Raw genomic sequence first — 16,819 nt, forward strand, 5'->3', positions numbered from 1 at the left:
CGTCAATATAGAAGCATGTCGAAACAAGAGCTCGTGGTGCTCGACCAGGACGGTGCCGGACGTGCCGGGGGATGCTGCCCCGGTCTGCTGACCACCCCGCTGGACGAGGAGCGGTCGCAGGCGCTGGCGAAGGTGTTCAAGGCGCTGGGGGACCCGGTGCGGCTGCGGCTGCTGTCGATGATCGCCGCGCGGGCGGGCGGGGAGATCTGCGTGTGCGACCTGACCCCCGCCTTCGACCTGTCGCAGCCGACGATCTCCCATCACCTGAAGCTGCTGAAGCAGGCCGGGCTGATCGACTCCGAGCGGCGCGGCACGTGGGTGTACTACCGGTTGCTGCCCGAGACTACCGACCAGCTGGCCCAGGTCCTCTCCCGCCCCGACGCTCCTGCCGGGACACCGCTGCCCGTGTCACCCGTGTCGCCCGTGTCGCCCGTAACACCCGTATCCGCCGGGGCCGCTTCGTGAGTACCGGTACCAACGCGGGCACCGGCGCCGGGGCCACGGAGCTCGCGGCGCCGGTCGCCGGGCGGCTGTCGTTCCTGGACCGCTTCCTCGCCGTGTGGATTCTCGCCGCGATGGCCGCCGGCCTCGGACTGGGCCGCCTCGTACCGGGGTTGGGCGACGCGCTCGCCAAGGTGACCGTCACCGGGGTCTCGCTGCCGATCGCGCTCGGCCTGCTCGTGATGATGTACCCGGTCCTCGCGAAGGTCCGGTACGACCGCGTCTCCACCGTCACCCGCGACCGGCGCCTGCTCGTCCCGTCCCTGGTGCTGAACTGGGTGGTGGGCCCGGCGCTGATGTTCGCGCTCGCCTGGGTCTTCCTGCCCGACCTGCCCGAGTACCGCACCGGGCTGATCATCGTCGGCCTGGCCCGCTGCATCGCGATGGTCGTCATCTGGAACGACCTGGCCTGCGGCGACCGCGAGGCCGCCGCCGTCCTCGTCGCCCTCAACTCGGTGTTCCAGGTGCTCGCGTTCTCCGCGCTCGGCTGGTTCTACCTCAGCGTGCTGCCCGGCTGGCTCGGCCTGGAACAGACCGCCCTGGACGTGTCGGTGTGGGAGATCACCCGTTCCGTACTGATCTTCCTCGGCATCCCGCTGCTGGCCGGGTTCCTCACCCGGCGCCTGGGCGAGAAGGCCAAGGGGCGCACCTGGTACGAGACGAAGCTCGTCCCCCGGATCGGACCGTTCGCCCTGTACGGGCTGCTCTTCACCGTCGTCGTGCTCTTCGCCCTCCAGGGCGACGCCATCACCTCGAAGCCCCTGGACGTCGTCCGTATCGCGCTGCCGCTGCTGGTGTACTTCGCGGTGATGTGGGCCGGGTCCCTGGCCGCCGGCCGCGCGCTCGGACTCGGCTACCCGAAGGCGGCCACGCTGGCGTTCACCGCCGCGGGCAACAACTTCGAGCTCGCCATCGCGGTCGCCGTCGCCACTTTCGGCGCCACCTCCGGCCAGGCCCTCGCCGGAGTCGTCGGCCCCCTCATCGAGGTACCCGTCCTCATCGGCCTCGTCCACGTCGCCCTCGCCGTACGCCACCGCTTCCCCCGGTCCGCCGACACGGCAGCCGGACCCGTCACCGCTCCGGAAGGCTCCGCCCGTGTCTGAGTCCGTGTCCGTGTCCGAGTCCGAGCCCGTGTCTGTGTCCGAGCCGATGCCGGGGGCCAGGCCGTCCGTGCTGTTCGTGTGCGTCCACAACGCGGGCCGCTCCCAGATGGCCGCCGCCTGGCTCAGCCACCTCGCCGAAGGCCGGGTCGAGGTCCGGTCCGCCGGTTCCGCACCCGCCGACGCCGTGAACCCGGCCGCCGTACGCGCGATGGCGGAGGTCGGCATCGACCTGTCCGCCGAGACCCCGAAGGTGCTGACCGCCGACGCCGTACGGGCATCGGACGTGGTCATCACCATGGGCTGCGGCGACACCTGCCCCGTCTTCCCCGGCCGGACGTACCTCGACTGGAAGCTCGACGACCCCGCCGGCCGGGGCGTCGACGCGGTCCGCCCGATCCGCGACGAGATCGAACGCCGGGTACGCGGCCTGCTCGCCGAACTCCTGCCGGAGAACGCCGAGAGCGTTCAGAGCGCCGACAGCCCCCGGGGCCCCGGGAGCGCCTGAATCAGTCGTCGCGCACGGGGCGCAGGGTCACCAGGTCGTCACCGTCGCAGTACGTGACCGGGCCGCCGACCCCCTTGCCGACCTTCGGGAACGCCCGGCAGTCCGATGTCCCCTTCCAGAGGGTGTGCCCCTCGTGGTCCAGCAGGAGCAGCCGGCGCCCGTCCTGCCAGAAGCCGTGGGTGACCGACCGGGCCGCAGGGCTCAGCCCGTGGGGGCGGACCGGCTGGTCGCCGATCGGGTGCAGGAGCCGGTCCGGGCGGCCGGGTGCGCGGACGATCTCGTTGCTGGTGCCGTCGGTGAGCACGTACGCGCCCGGGGCCAGCCGCTGGGAGGGGCGCAGGGTGCCGAAGTGGGGATCGAGGTCCAGGGCGCCCTCGGCGTCCGGCAGTACCAGCCGGAAGCCGACGACCAGCGGAAGAGCGCGGTCCCAGCGGCACCCGGTGCGCGCGTCGCGCGGGGCCCGGGGCTGGTCCCAGACGAAGCTGTACCGCCAGCCGCGGTCCCCGTCCCCGGAGGTCACCCCGCTCGCGAGGACGGTGGCGCGGCAACTGCCCTCGGCCGGTGCGGTGACCATGATGACCCGGTCGCCGGTCACGAGGATGCGGTCGACGGTGCCGTCGGGCGGCCGCAGCCCCGTCTCCCAGGACACCCCGCCGTCCTCCGGGGCGACGGTGCCGACACGGTCGGGGGCGACCAGACGGAACCCGCAGCCGACACCGCTGAGGCCGTCGACGGTGCCGTGCGCGTCGACCCTGCAGGCCTCCACGACCCGTACCGCCCCGGGGACCGTGCGCGTCCACCGGAGCGCACCCGACGAGGCGTCCCAGGCGGTCAGGAGGCAGGAATCAGGGTGGCAGACCGCCGTCAGCACCTCGAAGGCGTCCTCGAACAGGAACACCTGGCTGCCGGGCGGCAAGGCGTGCCGCCAGGTCACGAGCCCCCGCTCCGGGGCGAGACCGGCGATCGCACTCGGCCCGCTGCGGTCGTCCCTGCCGCCGACGAGCACCACCCGGTCAGCACGGACGAACGCGGAGTGCGCCGTACCGGGTTGGTGCGAGGTCAACGCGAACTCGGCCGGTAGAGCCAGCCGCCAGCCCGGGTTCTCCGCGCCCTCCAGGTTCTTCGCGCCCTCCAGGCGGACCAGCGTGCGGCCCTGGCCGAGCAACCCCGCCCCGGGGGCGTTCAGCGCCCAGGCGCCATCGGAGTCCGGCCGCACCGGCAGCGGAAGACGTGAGAATTCCTCGGGCACCGAATCCCCGTCACCGAACATCGGCTCCGAAGGCGCGAAACAGCCCGCCGCCAGCAGCCCCACCACCACGGCCAGGAGCCCCCGCCGCCACCGATGCCTCATCGCGCCCCTCCCCGGATCGGCCCTCACGCTGGACGAGTGGATCCGATGTGTGTGATCACGCCTCACGGCTTTGCTCGCCGATACGTAGGGTGAGTGATCTTTGCAGTCCCGTCCCGACCTTGCAGGAGCGACGCCCATGATTCTCGTGTCCGACCCCATCTTCGGCGAGGTGGAACTCACTGGTTCGGCGGTAGAACTGGCCCGCTTGGCAGGCGCGGTGGCCGAGGGCACGGGATTCATCAGCTCCACGTCTGCGACTGCGCTGGGCAGCGAGGCCCTGACGGGGGTCGAAGTCAGGGAGGCTCCCGGGCCTGGGGTGTTGATCCATCTCGACTCCCAGCGTCAGATCCTTGTGATCAGCGGCGATCCCGTCGCCAGGGCTCTCTTCGCGGGCAATCTCGATGCCATGGCCACCGTCATGGCTGATGTGGACGGCGGCGGCCACCGCCACATCGACCACTTTCCCGGGCATCCCTACCTCGTTGAGGGTTCTGTGCCCTTGGTAGTCGGCATCCCGGGTGAAGGTCCGCCCACTCTTTGAGCAAGACGGCGATCAATGGTCATAGGTGATCAGTGAGCGGTGACCGGTGCGCCGATGGCATTGGTGTGCCAGATGCCTGCGGCCATCGCCAGGATGCGTTGGGCGACGCGGATCGCGACGCCCTCGAAGGTCCGCCCGCCGTGTTGTTCAAGGTCGAGCTGCCCTTTGAGGGCGTCGTTGACCGACTCGATCAACTGGCGGACCTTCTTGAGCACCGGTTCGCCGTAGCGCTGCTTCTCGCGCTTGAGTGAGGGACGCAGCACCTCGATGCCGAGCTGGGCCAGGTCTTTCTCGAACGTCTTCGAGGCGAAGCCCTTGTCCGAGATCAGCAGGATACCCTCGCGGTCGGCGACCAGGTGGGCGTCGACCTCCAGCATCGCAGCCAGGACCTCGCGCCCGCCGATCTTCGGGTTGGCCAGCGCCCACATGATCGGCATGCCGGTCGGCATGCCGACCGGGCAGAGGCGCAGGCCCCAGAAGAATCGGGAGTGCGAGGCGACCGTCTAGGCGTGTCTGACCATTCGCGTCGGATCGGCGGGCGGTGTCCGGTGCGGTGCATTGCAAGGCGGAGGACCGCCCGAGTACTGGATGTACTCGGGCGGTCCGACAACGCCGCGAGGTGCCGTGCCGGGCGCCGACCGCCCGGCGGGAATGGTCAGACACGCCTAGCGCCTCGACCGGCGCCACCGGGCCCGTCCACTCAGGCCAGACTCTCCCGCCACGCCCGGTGCAGCCCCGCGAACCTGCCCTCGCCGCCGATGAGTTCGGCCGGCGAGCCGTCCTCCACGATGCGGCCGTGCTCCATCACCAGCACCCGGTCCGCGATCTCCACCGTGGACAGCCGGTGCGCGATCACCACCGCCGTACGGCCGTGCAGCACCGTGTCCATGGCCCGCTGCACCGCACGCTCGCCCGGGATGTCGAGGGAGCTGGTCGCCTCGTCGAGGATCACCACCGCCGGGTCGGCCAGCAGCGCCCGCGCGAACGCGACCAACTGGCGCTGCCCGGCGGAGATCCGGCCGCCCCGCTTGCGTACGTCGGTGTCGTACCCCTCCGGCAGACCCTCGATGAACTCGTGCGCGCCGATCGCCTTCGCCGCCCGCTCGATCTCCTCGGGCGTCGCGTCCGGGCGGCCGATCGCGATGTTCTCCGCGACCGTCCCGGAGAACAGGAACGCCTCCTGCGTCACCATCACCACCCCGCGCCGCAGCTCCGCCGTGCCCAGGTCGCGCAGGTCGACGCCGTCCAGCAGCACCCGGCCGCCGGTCGGGTCGTAGAACCGGGCCAGCAGCTTCGCCAGCGTCGACTTGCCCGCGCCCGTCGAACCGACGACGGCCACCGTCTGCCCGGCCGGCAGCGTCAGGTCGAAGCGCGGCAGCACCTCGCCGCCGGTGCGGTACGCGAACCGGACCCCGTCGAAGACGACCTCCCGGCCCGGCTGCTCGCCGCGCAGCGCGGGCAGCTCCACCGGCGCGGCGGGCTCCGGCACGGACGGGGTCTGCGCGAGCAGGCCCGCGATCTTCTCCAGGGACGCGGCCGCGGACTCCCAGGAGTTGAGGAACATCGCCAGCCGGTCGATCGGGTCGTACAGCCGGCGCAGGTAGAGCACCGCCGCCGCCAGCACGCCCAGCGCCAGGGTGCCCGAGGCGACCCGGTAGGCGCCCCACAGCACCATGCCCGCGACGGCGATGTTGGCGACGAGCCGGGAGCCCGTCACGTAACGGGCCATCTCCAGCAGGGTGTCGCCGTTCGACCGCTCGTGACTGCGGTTGAGCGTCGCGAACACCGCGTCGTTGGACCGCTCGCGGCGGAACGCCCGCACCGGCCGGATGCCGTTCATCGTCTCGGCGAACTTCACGATCACCGCCGCCATCGCGGAGGACCGCACGGAGTACGCCCGGCCCGCCCGCGCCTGGTAGACCCGCACCAGCAGATAGAGCGGTACGAAGGAGAGCACCGCGATGGCCCCGGTGCCCAGGTCCAGCCAGAGCAGCATCCCCGAGATGAAGACGAAGGAGAGGACCACGGTGATCAGCTCCTGGAGGCCCTCGCTGAGCAGCTCCCGCAGCGACTCCACGTCCGTCGTCGACCGGGAGATCAGCCGGCCCGAGGTGTAGCGCTCGTGGAAGTCGACACTCAGCGCCTGCGCGTGCCGGAAGATCCGGCCGCGCAGGTCCAGCAGCACGTCCTGGTTGATGCGGGCCGAGCCCCGGATGAAGGCGTACTGGAGGAGGCCGCCGCCCGCCGCGCAGAGCGCGTAACCGACGCCCACCGCGATCAGCGGCCCGTGGTCGGAGTCCCGGAACGCGGGCACCGCGCTGTCGATCGCGTACGCCACGAGCAGCGGGCCGGCCTGGACGGCCGCCTGCTGGACGAGGAGCAGCACCACGGTCACCAGGACCCGGGCGCGGAGCGGCCGCAGCAGCGAGGCGAGCAACGCCCGGGTGGCGCCCGGGGGAGTGGGCAGCGCGTCCAGGTCGAACGCGTCGCCCGACCCGGACTCGGTGCCGGGGACGGACGGGTCCGTGGCGGGGACGCCGTCGGCGGACGGGGCGCCCGCGGTGGTGGTACTGGTCATGGGGTCGTGGCCTCCTCGGCGACCGTGATGCCCGGGTGTTCGGAGCCCGACATCAGCCAGGCGTACTCAGGGTTCGTCCGCAGCAGCTCCTGGTGCGTGCCGACAGCCGCGATCCGGCCGCCGGAGAGCAGCGCGACGCGGTCCGCGAGCATCACGGTGGACGGCCGGTGGGCCACGATCACCGCCGTGGTCTCCGCCAGCACCTGCCGCAGCGCCGCCTCCACCCGCGCCTCGGTGTGCACGTCCAGCGCGGAGAGCGGGTCGTCCAGCACCAGGAAGCGCGGCCGGCCGACGACCGCCCGGGCCAGCGCGAGCCGCTGGCGCTGACCGCCCGACAGGCTCAGCCCCTGCTCGCCGACCTGAGTGGCGGTGCCCTCGGGCAGGTCGTGCACGAACTGGGCCTGCGCGACCCCGAGGGCCCGCGCCAGGTCCACGCCGTCCGTGTTGTCCGAGCCGCTATGGGAGTCCACGCCGTCCGAGCCCATCAGGACGTTCTCGCCGACCGTCGCGGAGAACAGCGTCGGCTCCTCGAACGCCACCGACACCAGCGACCGCAGCCGCGCCCGGTCCATGGCGACGATGTCCTCGCCGTCCAGGGTGATCCGCCCGCCGGTGAGCTCGTGCAGCCGGGGCACCAGGGCGGTGAGCGTCGTCTTGCCGGAACCGGTGGCGCCGACCAGCGCCATCGTCTCGCCCGGCCGGACGTGCAGGTCGATCCCGGAGAGCACGGGTACGGAGTCGGGGGCCGCGTCCGGGTAGCGGAAGGAGACGCCCTCGAAGACCATCCCGGGGGAGCTTCCGGGCACGGACGCGGTGCCCGTCCCGTCCCCGGGGGCGAGCCCGCTCTCCTCCGCCACGTCCATGACCTCGAAGTACCGGTCGGTCGCGGTCGCCGCCTCCTGGCTCATCGCGAGCAGGAAGCCGATCGACTCCACCGGCCAGCGCAGCGCCAGCGCCGTCGACAGGAACGCCACCAGCGTCCCGGCCGAGAGGTCGCCGTCCGCCACCTGGATCGTGCCGAAGACCAGCGCGGCGCCGATCGCCAGTTCCGGCACCCCGGTGATGAGCGCCCAGATCCCCGCCAGCAGCCGGGCCTTGGTCAGCTCGGTGGAGCGCAGCCGGTGCGAGAGCTCCTTGAACGCCCGCGCCTGGCTGCGGTGGCGGCCGAAGCCCTTGATGATCCGGATGCCGAGCACGCTCTCCTCGACCACCGTCGTCAAGTCGCCGACCTGGTCCTGGGCGGTGCGCGCCGCCAGCGAGTACTTCGACTCGAAGACGGAGCTGAGGGCCATCAGCGGGACCGCCGGGGCGAGCAGCACCAGCCCCAGCGTCCACTCCTGGAGGAAGAGGATCACGAACCCGATGGCGATCGTCACCGAGTTGACCAGCAGGAACGTCAGCGGGAACGCCAGGAACATGCGCACCAGCATCAGATCGGTGGTGCCGCGCGACAGCAGCTGACCGGACGGCCAGCGGTCGTGGAAGGCCATCGGAAGGCGTTGCAGCCGGTGGTAGAGGTCGGCCCGCATGCCCGCCTCGACCCCGGCCAGCGGCCGGGCCACCAGCCACCGCCGCAGCCCGAACAGCACCGCCTCCAGGATGCCCAGGAGCAGCAGCCACAGAGCCCCGAGCCAGACCCCGCCCGGGTCACGGTCGGCCACCGGGCCGTCCACCATCCACTTGAGCACGAACGGGATGACCAGCCCGAGCCCGGAGGCGACCACCGCGACGAACGCGGCGGAGAACCAACGGGCGCGTACAGGACGCAGGTAGGGCCACAAACGCTTGAGAGAGCGCACGGTGGACCGGTCCGTGCGCTCGGCGGGGTTCTCGGGCATCAGGGGCGATCCTATGTTTCACCACTGACAACCCTCATCGGGTTTTCCGGCCGCTCGGACGCCCGGGCCCGCTCCGGCGGCGGGGCCCGGAGAACTGTCACACCGTCACCTCATCACCCACGTCGCTCTCCCGCGCCAACGGTTCGCTGGTTCGGACCCGAGCAGATCCCGGAGCGCGGGCCGACCCGGTTGTCAGTGGGGCGTCCTAGGGTCATCGAGTACCGAAAGTGTGGGCGTTTCTCCTGGGAGAACAGCGTGAGCGACGACGGTCTTCAGTGGATGGTCGGCAGGACGTCCAGCTCCGGTTGGATGCTGGACGTGCACTTCGCCCGTGGCATCGGAGCCGAGGAACTGGCCGTCCGCATGGGGGCGCAGGCCGGTTCGGCGGCGGAGCCGATGACCGACGACGAGATCACCGGTCTCGACATCGACGCCTACCCCGACCGTGGGCCGGGCAGTGCCGTCGTCCGCGTCGGTGAGCACGCCGGCTGGGCGTTCGCGATCACTTACGGCCCCTACCTCGACAAGCTGCACGAGATCTCGCGCGACGGCGTGGAGGCGGTCCATTACCACCACAACTCCGAGCACCCGCCCACCCGCGTCTCATACGGGCGCGACGGCCGCACCGTCATCGGATTCGGCCTGTGCGAGGAGTACCACCGGAACGGCGAAAGGCCCGATCTGCTCCTGCCCGAGCTCGTGACGGCCGGAATCCTGCGCCCCGATGGCGCGGCTCTCCGCGACACCGGGGTCGTCGACTACAACGGACACCGCCGCCGCAGCCTGGCCGTCTTCGAGAAGCGCTTCGGTCTCTCCCTGCCCCGAACCGCCCTGACCGGGGACCGCCTCCCCGTGTACGCGATCATGGGCTCTCCGGCCGCCGGCTTCGAGGAGATCCACGCCTGGGCCGCTGCGAACGGCCGCCCGCTTCCCGACGAACGCCTCCGCCTGGTTCCGGCCGACCTGCGCACCGCGTACGAGCAGGCCACCGATCCCCGGTGGTGGGACCGTCAGCGCGGGGTGTACCGCGCCTCCGCCCAGGGCTCGTTCCGTGCCAGGGGCGTCCCGAGGGACACCAGCCGGGGCGCAGGACTGCGGACCGCCCCGTCACCCCGCCACCCGCAGCAGTAGCACCGAGCGCCCCGGCACCGTCAGCACCGTGCCGCCCGCGTGGACCGTGCCGGGTGCCTCGGCCTGGTCCTCCCGGGAGGTGTCGAGGACGAGTTCGTAGGAGGCGGCCCACGGCGGGCCCGGCAGCAGGAAGCCGGCCGGGTGCTCCGCCGCGTGCAGGATCGCCAGGAAGCTGTCGTCCACGATCTGTTCGCCCCGCGCGTCCCGGCCCGGGATGTCCCGCCCGGAGAGGAAGAGCCCGAGCGTCGCCGCGGGCGCGTACCAGTCCTGGGCCGTCATCTCCTCGCCGTGCCGGGTGAACCAGGCCAGGTCCCGCAGCCCGTCCGCGGTCTGGGGGCGCCCGGAGAAGAACGCCCGGCGGCGCAGCACCGGATGGGTGTGGCGCAGCCGCAGCACCCGGGCGGTCAGCTCGGTCAGCCCGCGCCAGCCGGGGTCCTCCAGCAGCGACCAGTCGACCCAGCTGATCTCGTTGTCCTGGCAGTAGGCGTTGTTGTTGCCGCCCTGCGTACGCCCCATCTCGTCGCCGGCCACCAGCATCGGTACCCCGGTGGAGAGCAGCAGGGTGGTGAGGAGGTTCCGCAGCTGGCGGCGGCGGAGCGCGTTGATGTCCGGGTCGTCGCTCTCGCCCTCCGTGCCGCAGTTCCAGGAGCGGTTGTCGCCGGTACCGTCGCGGTTGCCCTCGCCGTTGGCCTCGTTGTGCTTGTGGTGGTAGCTCACCAGGTCGCGCAGGGTGAAACCGTCGTGCGCGGTGACGAAGTTGACGGAGGCGTACGGGCGCCGCCCGCCCCAGGCGTACAGGTCGCTGGAGCCGGAGAGGCGGTAGCCGAGGTCGCGTACGTCGGGCAGCGCGCCGCGCCAGAAGTCGCGGACGGCGTCGCGGTAGCGGTCGTTCCACTCGGTCCACAGCGGCGGGAAGGCGCCCACCTGGTAGCCGCCGTTGCCCACGTCCCAGGGCTCGGCGATCAGCTTGACCCGGCGCAGCACCGGGTCCTGGGCGATCACCGCGAGGAACGGCGAGAGCATGTCCACGTCGTGCATCGAGCGGGCCAGCGCCGCCGCCAGGTCGAAGCGGAAGCCGTCGACGCCCATCTCGGTGACCCAGTACCGCAGGGAGTCGGTGATCAGCCGCAGCACGTGCGGCTGCACCACGTGCAGGGTGTTGCCGCAGCCGGTGTAGTCGGCGTACCGGCGGGCGTCGGACTGGAGGCGGTAGTAGCCGCGGTTGTCGACCCCGCGCATGGACAGGGTCGGGCCCAGCTCGCCCGCCTCGGCGGTGTGGTTGTAGACGACGTCGAGGATCACCTCGATCCCGGCGTCGTGCAGGGCGCGCACCATCCGCTTGAACTCGCCTACCTGCGCCCCGGCGGTGCCGCTCGCGGCGTAGTCGGCGTGCGGGGCGAAGTAGCCGATCGAGTTGTAGCCCCAGTAGTTGTGCATCCCGCGCCGGAGCAGGTGGTCCTCGTGCGCGAACTGGTGCACCGGCAGCAGCTCCACCGCCGTCACCCCCAGCCGTCGCAGGTGCTCGATCGCGGCGGGGTGGGCGAGACCGGCGTACGTCCCGCGCAGCTCGGGCGGGATGCCCGGGTGCAGCTTGGTGAACCCGCGCACGTGGAGCTCGTAGATGACGGAGTCGGCCCACGGTGTCTTGGGGCGCCGGTCGTCGATCCACTCGTCGCCCCGGGGATCGTCGTCCACGACGACCCCCTTGGGGACGAACGGCGCCGAGTCGCGTTCGTCGCGCACGGTGTCGGCGACGTGCTGCTGGGGCCAGTCCCGCATGTGTCCGTACACCTCGGGCGGCAGCGCGAAGGTGCCGTCCACGGCGCGGGCGTACGGGTCGAGCAGCAGCTTCGCGGCGTTCCACCGGGCCCCCGTCCACGGGTCCCAGCGGCCGTGGACGCGGTAGCCGTACCGCTGGCCCGGCCGCACCCCCGGCAGGAAACCGTGCCAGATCTCGTGGGTCAGCTCGGTCAGCCGGCACCGCGTCTCGCGGCCCGCCTCGTCGAAGAGGCAGAGGTCGACCGCCTCCGCCCCGCCCGCCCACAGGGCGAAGTTGGTGCCCGCCACCCCGTCCGGCCCCACCCGGAACCGCGCCCCCAGAGGCATGGGCGCACCCGGCCACACCGGAGGCGGTACGGCACCGTCCGGGCTCCCGGAGGGGGCACCGGACTGCGGCACACGGGTGGTGTTTCCCGATGGCCCGTCGCCCGTGCGCACCGGTCGTACCGGCTCCTGCACGGCTTCCTGCTCGGCTGCGCTCGACACTCCCGGCCTCCTGCGGCTCGTGGGGACGGGCAAGACGGGAAGCGCACGCGGCGTCCCGGCCGCGGCCTCCCGGTGAAGTCCTCCCCCCTGTTCTGCCCACCGGGAGGCCCACACTCACGTTTCCCCGGAGCGACCCTGGTCGTTGGTGGGTGCGTGACTCACACAGCGAAGAGAGCACGGACCGGTCCGGCCGCCGTGCTGACATGGGCAGGACTACTGGTGGCCGTGGCCGTACTGACCGGCTGCACCGGGGGGATTCCGTTCGTCAACGGCAAGGCCCGCGCCCCCGAGGACGCGATCCGGATCCTCCCGGCGGACGGCGCGAAGAACGTCCCGGCCTCCACCCGGATCGGGGTGGAGGTCCCGGACGGGCACCTGGAGAGCGTCGAGGTGTCGCAGATCGAGGACGCCCGGAGCGACCGGATCACCGGAAAGATCTCCGAGGACGGCCGCCGGTGGACCCCTGCCGGCGGCGCGGGACGGCTCCGGCTCGCCGCGAAGTACAGCGTCGACGCGGTGGCGGTGGACGGGGCCGGGCGCAGATCGGCCCGGCACACCACCTTCACCACGCTGATCCCCGGGCACCACTTCATCGGCTACTTCAAACCGGAGCACCGCTCCACGGTCGGTACCGGGATGATCGTCTCCTTCGACTTCAGCAGCCCCGTCACCCACCGTGCCGCGGTGCAGCGCGCCATCAAGGTCACCGCCGATCCCGCCGTGGAGGTGTCCGGCCACTGGTTCGGCAAGGACCGGCTCGACTTCCGCCCGGAGAAGTACTGGAAGCCGGGCACCGTGGTCACCGTCGACATCGGGCTGCGGGACGTGGAGGGCTCGCCCGGGGTGTACGGCAGCCAGAACAAGCGCGTCCGCTTCACCGTGGGCCGCTCCCAGGTCTCCCTGGTCGACGCCGCCGAACACACCATGGAGGTACGCCGCGACGGCGAGCTCGTCAGCACCGTGCCGATCACCGCGGGGGCCCCGAAGACCACCACGTACAACGGCAAGATGGTGGTCAGCGAACTCCACGAGGTGACCCGGATGGACGGGCGCACGGTGGGCTTCGGCGGCGAGTACGACATCAAGGACGTGCCGCACGCCATCCGGCTCACCGAGTCCGGCACCTTCCTGCACGGCAACTACTGGGCGCCCGAGGACACCTTCGGCTCGGAGAACGTCAGCCACGGCTGTATCGGGCTGCGGGACGAGAAGGGCGGCAGCGGCTCCGCCCCGGCCGGCTGGTTCTTCGACCGCACCCTCGTCGGCGACGTCGTGGAGGTCGTCAACTCCGACGACAAGACGGTCGCCCCGGACAACGGACTCAGCGGCTGGAACCTCGACTGGAAGCGGTGGAAGGCGGGTTCGGCCCTCCCGGTGGGGTCCGGGGCGCTCCGCGCGGGGCGGTGACACCCCGCCTCGGGTGAGCGTCTCCGCACCCCGTGTCACCTGCTTTTGTTCCGGCAGTACTTGGGACTGAACGGTGACATCCCCAGTACTTCACCGCCCATTACCGTGTGGTTTTCTTCTCGATAGGCGCGCATGTTCGACGCGCGGGGGTGTGCGGGGCCCGGTCGGGCCAGGCCGTGCGAGGGGAGACAACCACGATGAGCGGGAAGCCGATACGAGGGCGTGCGGCCGGGACCGGCGGGGGAACGCGTGGGCGCCGGGGCCCCGGAATCCTCGCGGTGCTGCTGGGCGCACTGCTTCTGCTGGTGACGGCCTGCGGCGGTTCCGGCGGAAGCGGTGCGGGCAGCGGCAGCGGCGCCGGAGCCAAGGGCGGCAGCGGCCAGGTCCAGGACACGGCCGCCTCCGAGGCGGTCGTGACCGTGGCGCCGGCGGACGGCGCCTCCTCCGTGGAGACCAGCGGAGCGCTGAAGATCTCGGCCGCCAAGGGCAAGCTGACCACGGTCAAGGTGGTCGATGCCCAGGGCGCCGAGGTACAGGGCACCCTCTCCTCGGACGCCACCAGCTGGACGCCCGAGCGACACCTCGCGGCGGCCACCAAGTACGCGGTCCACGCCATCGCCGAAGACTCCAAGGGCCGCCAGTCCGCGAAGGACACCACCTTCACCACGCTGGTCCCGAAGAACACCTTCATCGGGCAGTACACCCCCGAGGACGGCTCGACCGTCGGCGTCGGCATGCCGGTCTCCATCAACTTCACCCGCGGCATCACCGACCCCGACGCCGTGGAGAAGGCCATCACGGTCACGGCCGAGCCCAGCGTGCAGATCGAGGGCCACTGGTTCGGCAACGACCGCCTCGACTTCCGCCCCGAGAAGTACTGGGCCCCCGGCACCAAGGTGAAGGTGGAGCTCAACCTCGACGGCGTGGAGGGACGGCCCGGCGTCTACGGCAAGCAGGCCAAGACCTTCAGCTTCACGATCGGCCGCAGCCAGGTCTCCACGGTCGACGCCTCCACCCACCGGATGGTCGTCGTCCGCGACGGCAGGACGCTCAAGGACATCCCGATCTCGGCGGGCGCCCCGGCCACGACCACGTACAACGGTCAGATGGTCATCAGCGAGAAGCTCCGGGTGACCCGGATGAACGGCGACACGGTCGGCTTCGGCGGGGAGTACGACATCAAGGACGTGCCGCACGCCATGCGCCTGTCCACGTCGGGCACCTTCGTGCACGGTAACTACTGGGGCGCTTCCAGCATCTTCGGCACCACCAACACCAGCCACGGCTGCGTCGGCCTGAGGGACGTGCGCGGCGGGTACGACGGGCAGACCCCGGCCGGCTGGTTCTTCGACCAGTCGATCATCGGAGACGTCGTCGTGGTGAAGAACTCCAAGGACAAGGTCATCGCCCCGGACAACGGCCTCAACGGCTGGAACATGGACTGGTCCGAGTGGATCAAGTGACCCCGCACAGCAGCTGAACACGGGCGGTGGGCCCGGTGCCGTGGAACCCAAGCGGCGCCGGGCCCACCGCCGTTCCGCGCGGACGCCACGGACGCCGGTCGGCGGACGGCCCGCTCAGCCGGTGTGGGACACCACGGCGTCGATGAGCTTCGGCCAGAGCTCCCGGGGGCGGTCGTGGCCCATGTCGGGGAGCAGTAGGAGTTCCGCACCCGGTACGAGCTCCGCCGTGCGCTGTCCGCCGCTGGGGGCGATCAGCGTGTCGTCCAGGCCGTGGATCACCAGCGTCGGCACCCGCAGTTCACGGAGGGCGTCCGCGCGTGAGCCGCCGAGGATCATCGCGCCGAGCTGCCGCCCGATCCCCGCGGGGTAGTACGAGCGGTCGTAACTCGCGGCGGCCAGCTCACGCAGCGCCGCGGCGTCGCCGTAGCGCTTGGAGGCCCACACCAACTCCCTCTCCGCCGCCGCGACGTACCCCTCGCGGTCCGCCGGCTTCGGGGCGGACACCACCGCCTGGGCCTCCGGGGTGGACCGGCCGTACTCGCTCTCGCCGGTCGAGGACATCATCGACGTCAGGGTCAGCACCCGCTCCGGGGAGGAGAGGGCCATCGTCTGGGCGATCATCCCGCCCATCGAGGCACCGACCACGTGGGCGCGTTCGATACCGAGCGCGGTGAGCAGACCGAGTCCGTCGTCGGCCATGTCGCGAAGCCGGTAGGGAACCATCGCGAGGGCGGCGGGGATGTCGCCCGAGCCGACGGTGGCGATGAACTCGCCCGTGTCGACGGGGTGGTCGTCGAACCTGGTGGACAGCCCGCAGTCGCGGTTGTCGTACCGGATCACGTACCGGCCGCGGTTCGCCAGCGCCCGGCAGAAGTCCTCGTGCCAGGCGAGCATCTGCGCACCGAGACCCATCACGAGCAGGACGGGTGGGTCCCCGGGGTCGCCGAAGCTCTCGTACGCGATGGAGACCTCGGGAGACACGACAACATTCGGCATGCATGAATCCTGCCACGGGGTCCACGGAGCGCACTCACGCACCAGCGCACCCACGCACCAGCGCACTCACGCACCGGCGCACCCACACCAGGCACGTGACCCGCGCCTCTCCTGCCGGCCCCCGTCATCGGCCGGGACAGCCCTTAGCCTGCCCCCATGACCGTAACCCTCGAAGTACAGGACGGCGTCGGCACGATCCGGCTGGACCGGCCGCCGATGAACGCGTTGGACGTGGCCACCCAGGACCGGCTGAAGGAGCTGGCCGAGGAGGCCGCCCGCCGCGACGACGTGCGTGCCGTGGTGATCCACGGGGGAGAGAAGGTGTTCGCGGCCGGCGCGGACATCAAGGAGATGCGGGACATGGACCACGCGGCGATGGTCGTACGGTCCCGCGCGCTCCAGGACTCCTTCACCGCCGTCGCCCGCATCCCCAAGCCGGTGGTCGCCGCCGTCTCCGGGTACGCCCTGGGCGGCGGCTGCGAGTTGGCGCTCTGCGCCGACTTCCGGATCGCCGGGGAGAACGCCCGGCTGGGCCAGCCGGAGATCCTGCTCGGGGTGATCCCGGGAGCCGGCGGCACGCAGCGCCTCGCCCGTCTCGTCGGCCCCTCGCGGGCCAAGGACCTGATCTTCACCGGCCGTCACGTGCGGGCTGACGAGGCCCTCGCCATCGGTCTGGTCGACCGGGTGGTTCCGGCGGACGAGGTGTACGCGCAGGCGCACGCCTGGGCCTCGGCCCTGGCGAAGGGGCCGGCGCTGGCGCTACGGGCCGCGAAGGAAGCGGTGGACGCGGGCCTGGAGACGGACCTCGACACCGGTCTCACCATCGAACGGACCCTGTTCGCGGGGCTGTTCGCCACGGAGGACCGGGAGACCGGCATGCGCAGCTTCATGGAGGACGGGCCGGGTAAGGCCACCTTCCGCTGAACCGGGCCGAGTTGAGCTGACCGGCCGGGGCTGCGTACGCGCGTCGTGCGGGCGGGGCGCGCGCGTCGTGCGCGCCCGGCCGTCGGGGTGCGTCGCGCGGGGCCGTGGGGGCGGTGCGGATTCATCCGTGCGGGCGGCATCGCCGGTACCCGCACGGGCCCGCGCCGCTCACCCGGGCCGGCGAACCGCCCGAGGCGTTCCCTTCGTGACCCCGGT

The 16,819-nt window shown here is 71.8% G+C and carries 13 protein-coding genes and 1 pseudogene; 8 read left to right on the forward strand and 6 right to left on the reverse strand.

Annotated features, from left to right (window positions below):
* Positions 1 to 15: 15 nt before the first annotated feature.
* The 3 genes from OG599_RS24240 to OG599_RS24250 are packed head-to-tail and all read left to right on the forward strand — an operon-like array spanning position 16 to position 2,109.
* Complete coding sequence (locus OG599_RS24240) at positions 16 to 465, forward strand: ArsR/SmtB family transcription factor (RefSeq protein ID WP_327178082.1); 450 nt, start codon at positions 16 to 18, stop codon at positions 463 to 465.
* On the forward strand, positions 462 to 1,604 hold the full coding sequence (gene arsB / locus OG599_RS24245; RefSeq protein WP_327178083.1) for an ACR3 family arsenite efflux transporter: 1,143 nt from the start codon (positions 462 to 464) through the stop codon (positions 1,602 to 1,604). The genes OG599_RS24240 and arsB overlap by 4 nt, the downstream gene beginning before the upstream one ends.
* 46 nt (positions 1,605 to 1,650) lie before the next feature.
* The gene (locus tag OG599_RS24250; protein WP_327180167.1) at positions 1,651 to 2,109 is read left to right on the forward strand and encodes an arsenate reductase ArsC; all 459 of its coding nucleotides are present in this window, start codon (positions 1,651 to 1,653) and stop codon (positions 2,107 to 2,109) included.
* Position 2,110: 1 nt separating this feature from the next.
* Here OG599_RS24250 and OG599_RS24255 read toward each other — a convergent pair whose 3' ends face one another.
* Positions 2,111 to 3,460: a hypothetical protein gene (locus OG599_RS24255; RefSeq protein WP_327178084.1), complete on the reverse strand. Its 1,350-nt coding sequence runs from the start codon at positions 3,458 to 3,460 to the stop codon at positions 2,111 to 2,113.
* A 136-nt stretch (positions 3,461 to 3,596) separates the two neighbouring features.
* Here OG599_RS24255 and OG599_RS24260 point away from each other — a divergent pair, with 136 nt between their 5' ends.
* Positions 3,597 to 4,001 carry an Imm32 family immunity protein gene (locus tag OG599_RS24260; protein WP_327178085.1) on the forward strand — a complete coding sequence of 135 codons (405 nt, stop codon included), beginning with the start codon at positions 3,597 to 3,599 and terminating at the stop codon, positions 3,999 to 4,001.
* Between the two features lie 12 nt (positions 4,002 to 4,013).
* Here the strand turns inward: OG599_RS24260 and OG599_RS24265 are convergent.
* The 3 genes and pseudogenes from OG599_RS24265 to OG599_RS24275 all read right to left on the reverse strand — a co-directional run.
* Positions 4,014 to 4,498: pseudogene (locus OG599_RS24265) on the reverse strand (IS982 family transposase); the annotation flags it as partial.
* Positions 4,499 to 4,701: 203 nt separating this feature from the next.
* Entirely contained in the window at positions 4,702 to 6,579 is a 1,878-nt protein-coding gene (locus OG599_RS24270) for an ABC transporter ATP-binding protein (RefSeq protein ID WP_327178087.1), read from the reverse strand.
* Positions 6,576 to 8,417: an ABC transporter ATP-binding protein gene (locus tag OG599_RS24275; RefSeq protein ID WP_327178088.1), complete on the reverse strand. Its 1,842-nt coding sequence runs from the start codon at positions 8,415 to 8,417 to the stop codon at positions 6,576 to 6,578. Before OG599_RS24275 ends, OG599_RS24270 begins: the two co-directional genes overlap by 4 nt.
* Before the next feature lie 255 nt (positions 8,418 to 8,672).
* On the opposite strand from OG599_RS24275, the gene OG599_RS24280 reads away from it, so the two are divergent.
* Positions 8,673 to 9,548 carry a DUF6461 domain-containing protein gene (locus OG599_RS24280; protein WP_327178089.1) on the forward strand — a complete coding sequence of 292 codons (876 nt, stop codon included), beginning with the start codon at positions 8,673 to 8,675 and terminating at the stop codon, positions 9,546 to 9,548.
* On the opposite strand, the gene glgX is transcribed toward OG599_RS24280, so the two are convergent.
* Positions 9,525 to 11,726 (reverse strand): glycogen debranching protein GlgX, encoded by a 2,202-nt coding sequence (gene glgX, locus OG599_RS24285; protein WP_327180168.1) that lies wholly within the window; start codon positions 11,724 to 11,726, stop codon positions 9,525 to 9,527. The two genes, OG599_RS24280 and glgX, sit on opposite strands and share 24 nt — an antisense overlap.
* A 240-nt stretch (positions 11,727 to 11,966) precedes the next feature.
* Here glgX and OG599_RS24290 point away from each other — a divergent pair, with 240 nt between their 5' ends.
* Entirely contained in the window at positions 11,967 to 13,220 is a 1,254-nt protein-coding gene (locus tag OG599_RS24290) for a L,D-transpeptidase (RefSeq protein WP_327178090.1), read from the forward strand.
* 197 nt (positions 13,221 to 13,417) lie between these two features.
* Positions 13,418 to 14,683, forward strand: coding sequence for a L,D-transpeptidase (locus OG599_RS24295; protein ID WP_327178091.1), 1,266 nt, complete (start codon positions 13,418 to 13,420; stop codon positions 14,681 to 14,683).
* Positions 14,684 to 14,797: 114 nt separating this feature from the next.
* Here the strand turns inward: OG599_RS24295 and OG599_RS24300 are convergent, their stop codons facing one another.
* A complete protein-coding gene (locus tag OG599_RS24300) occupies positions 14,798 to 15,679 on the reverse strand; it encodes an alpha/beta fold hydrolase (RefSeq protein WP_327178092.1) in 882 nt (293 codons plus the stop codon).
* A 156-nt stretch (positions 15,680 to 15,835) separates the two neighbouring features.
* Between OG599_RS24300 and OG599_RS24305 the strand changes: the two genes are divergently transcribed.
* On the forward strand, positions 15,836 to 16,603 hold the full coding sequence (locus tag OG599_RS24305) for an enoyl-CoA hydratase/isomerase family protein (protein WP_327178093.1): 768 nt from the start codon (positions 15,836 to 15,838) through the stop codon (positions 16,601 to 16,603).
* Positions 16,604 to 16,819 lie beyond the last annotated feature (216 nt).

This window comes from Streptomyces sp. NBC_01335 (assembly GCF_035953295.1).
Classification (GTDB): Bacteria; Actinomycetota; Actinomycetes; order Streptomycetales; family Streptomycetaceae; genus Streptomyces.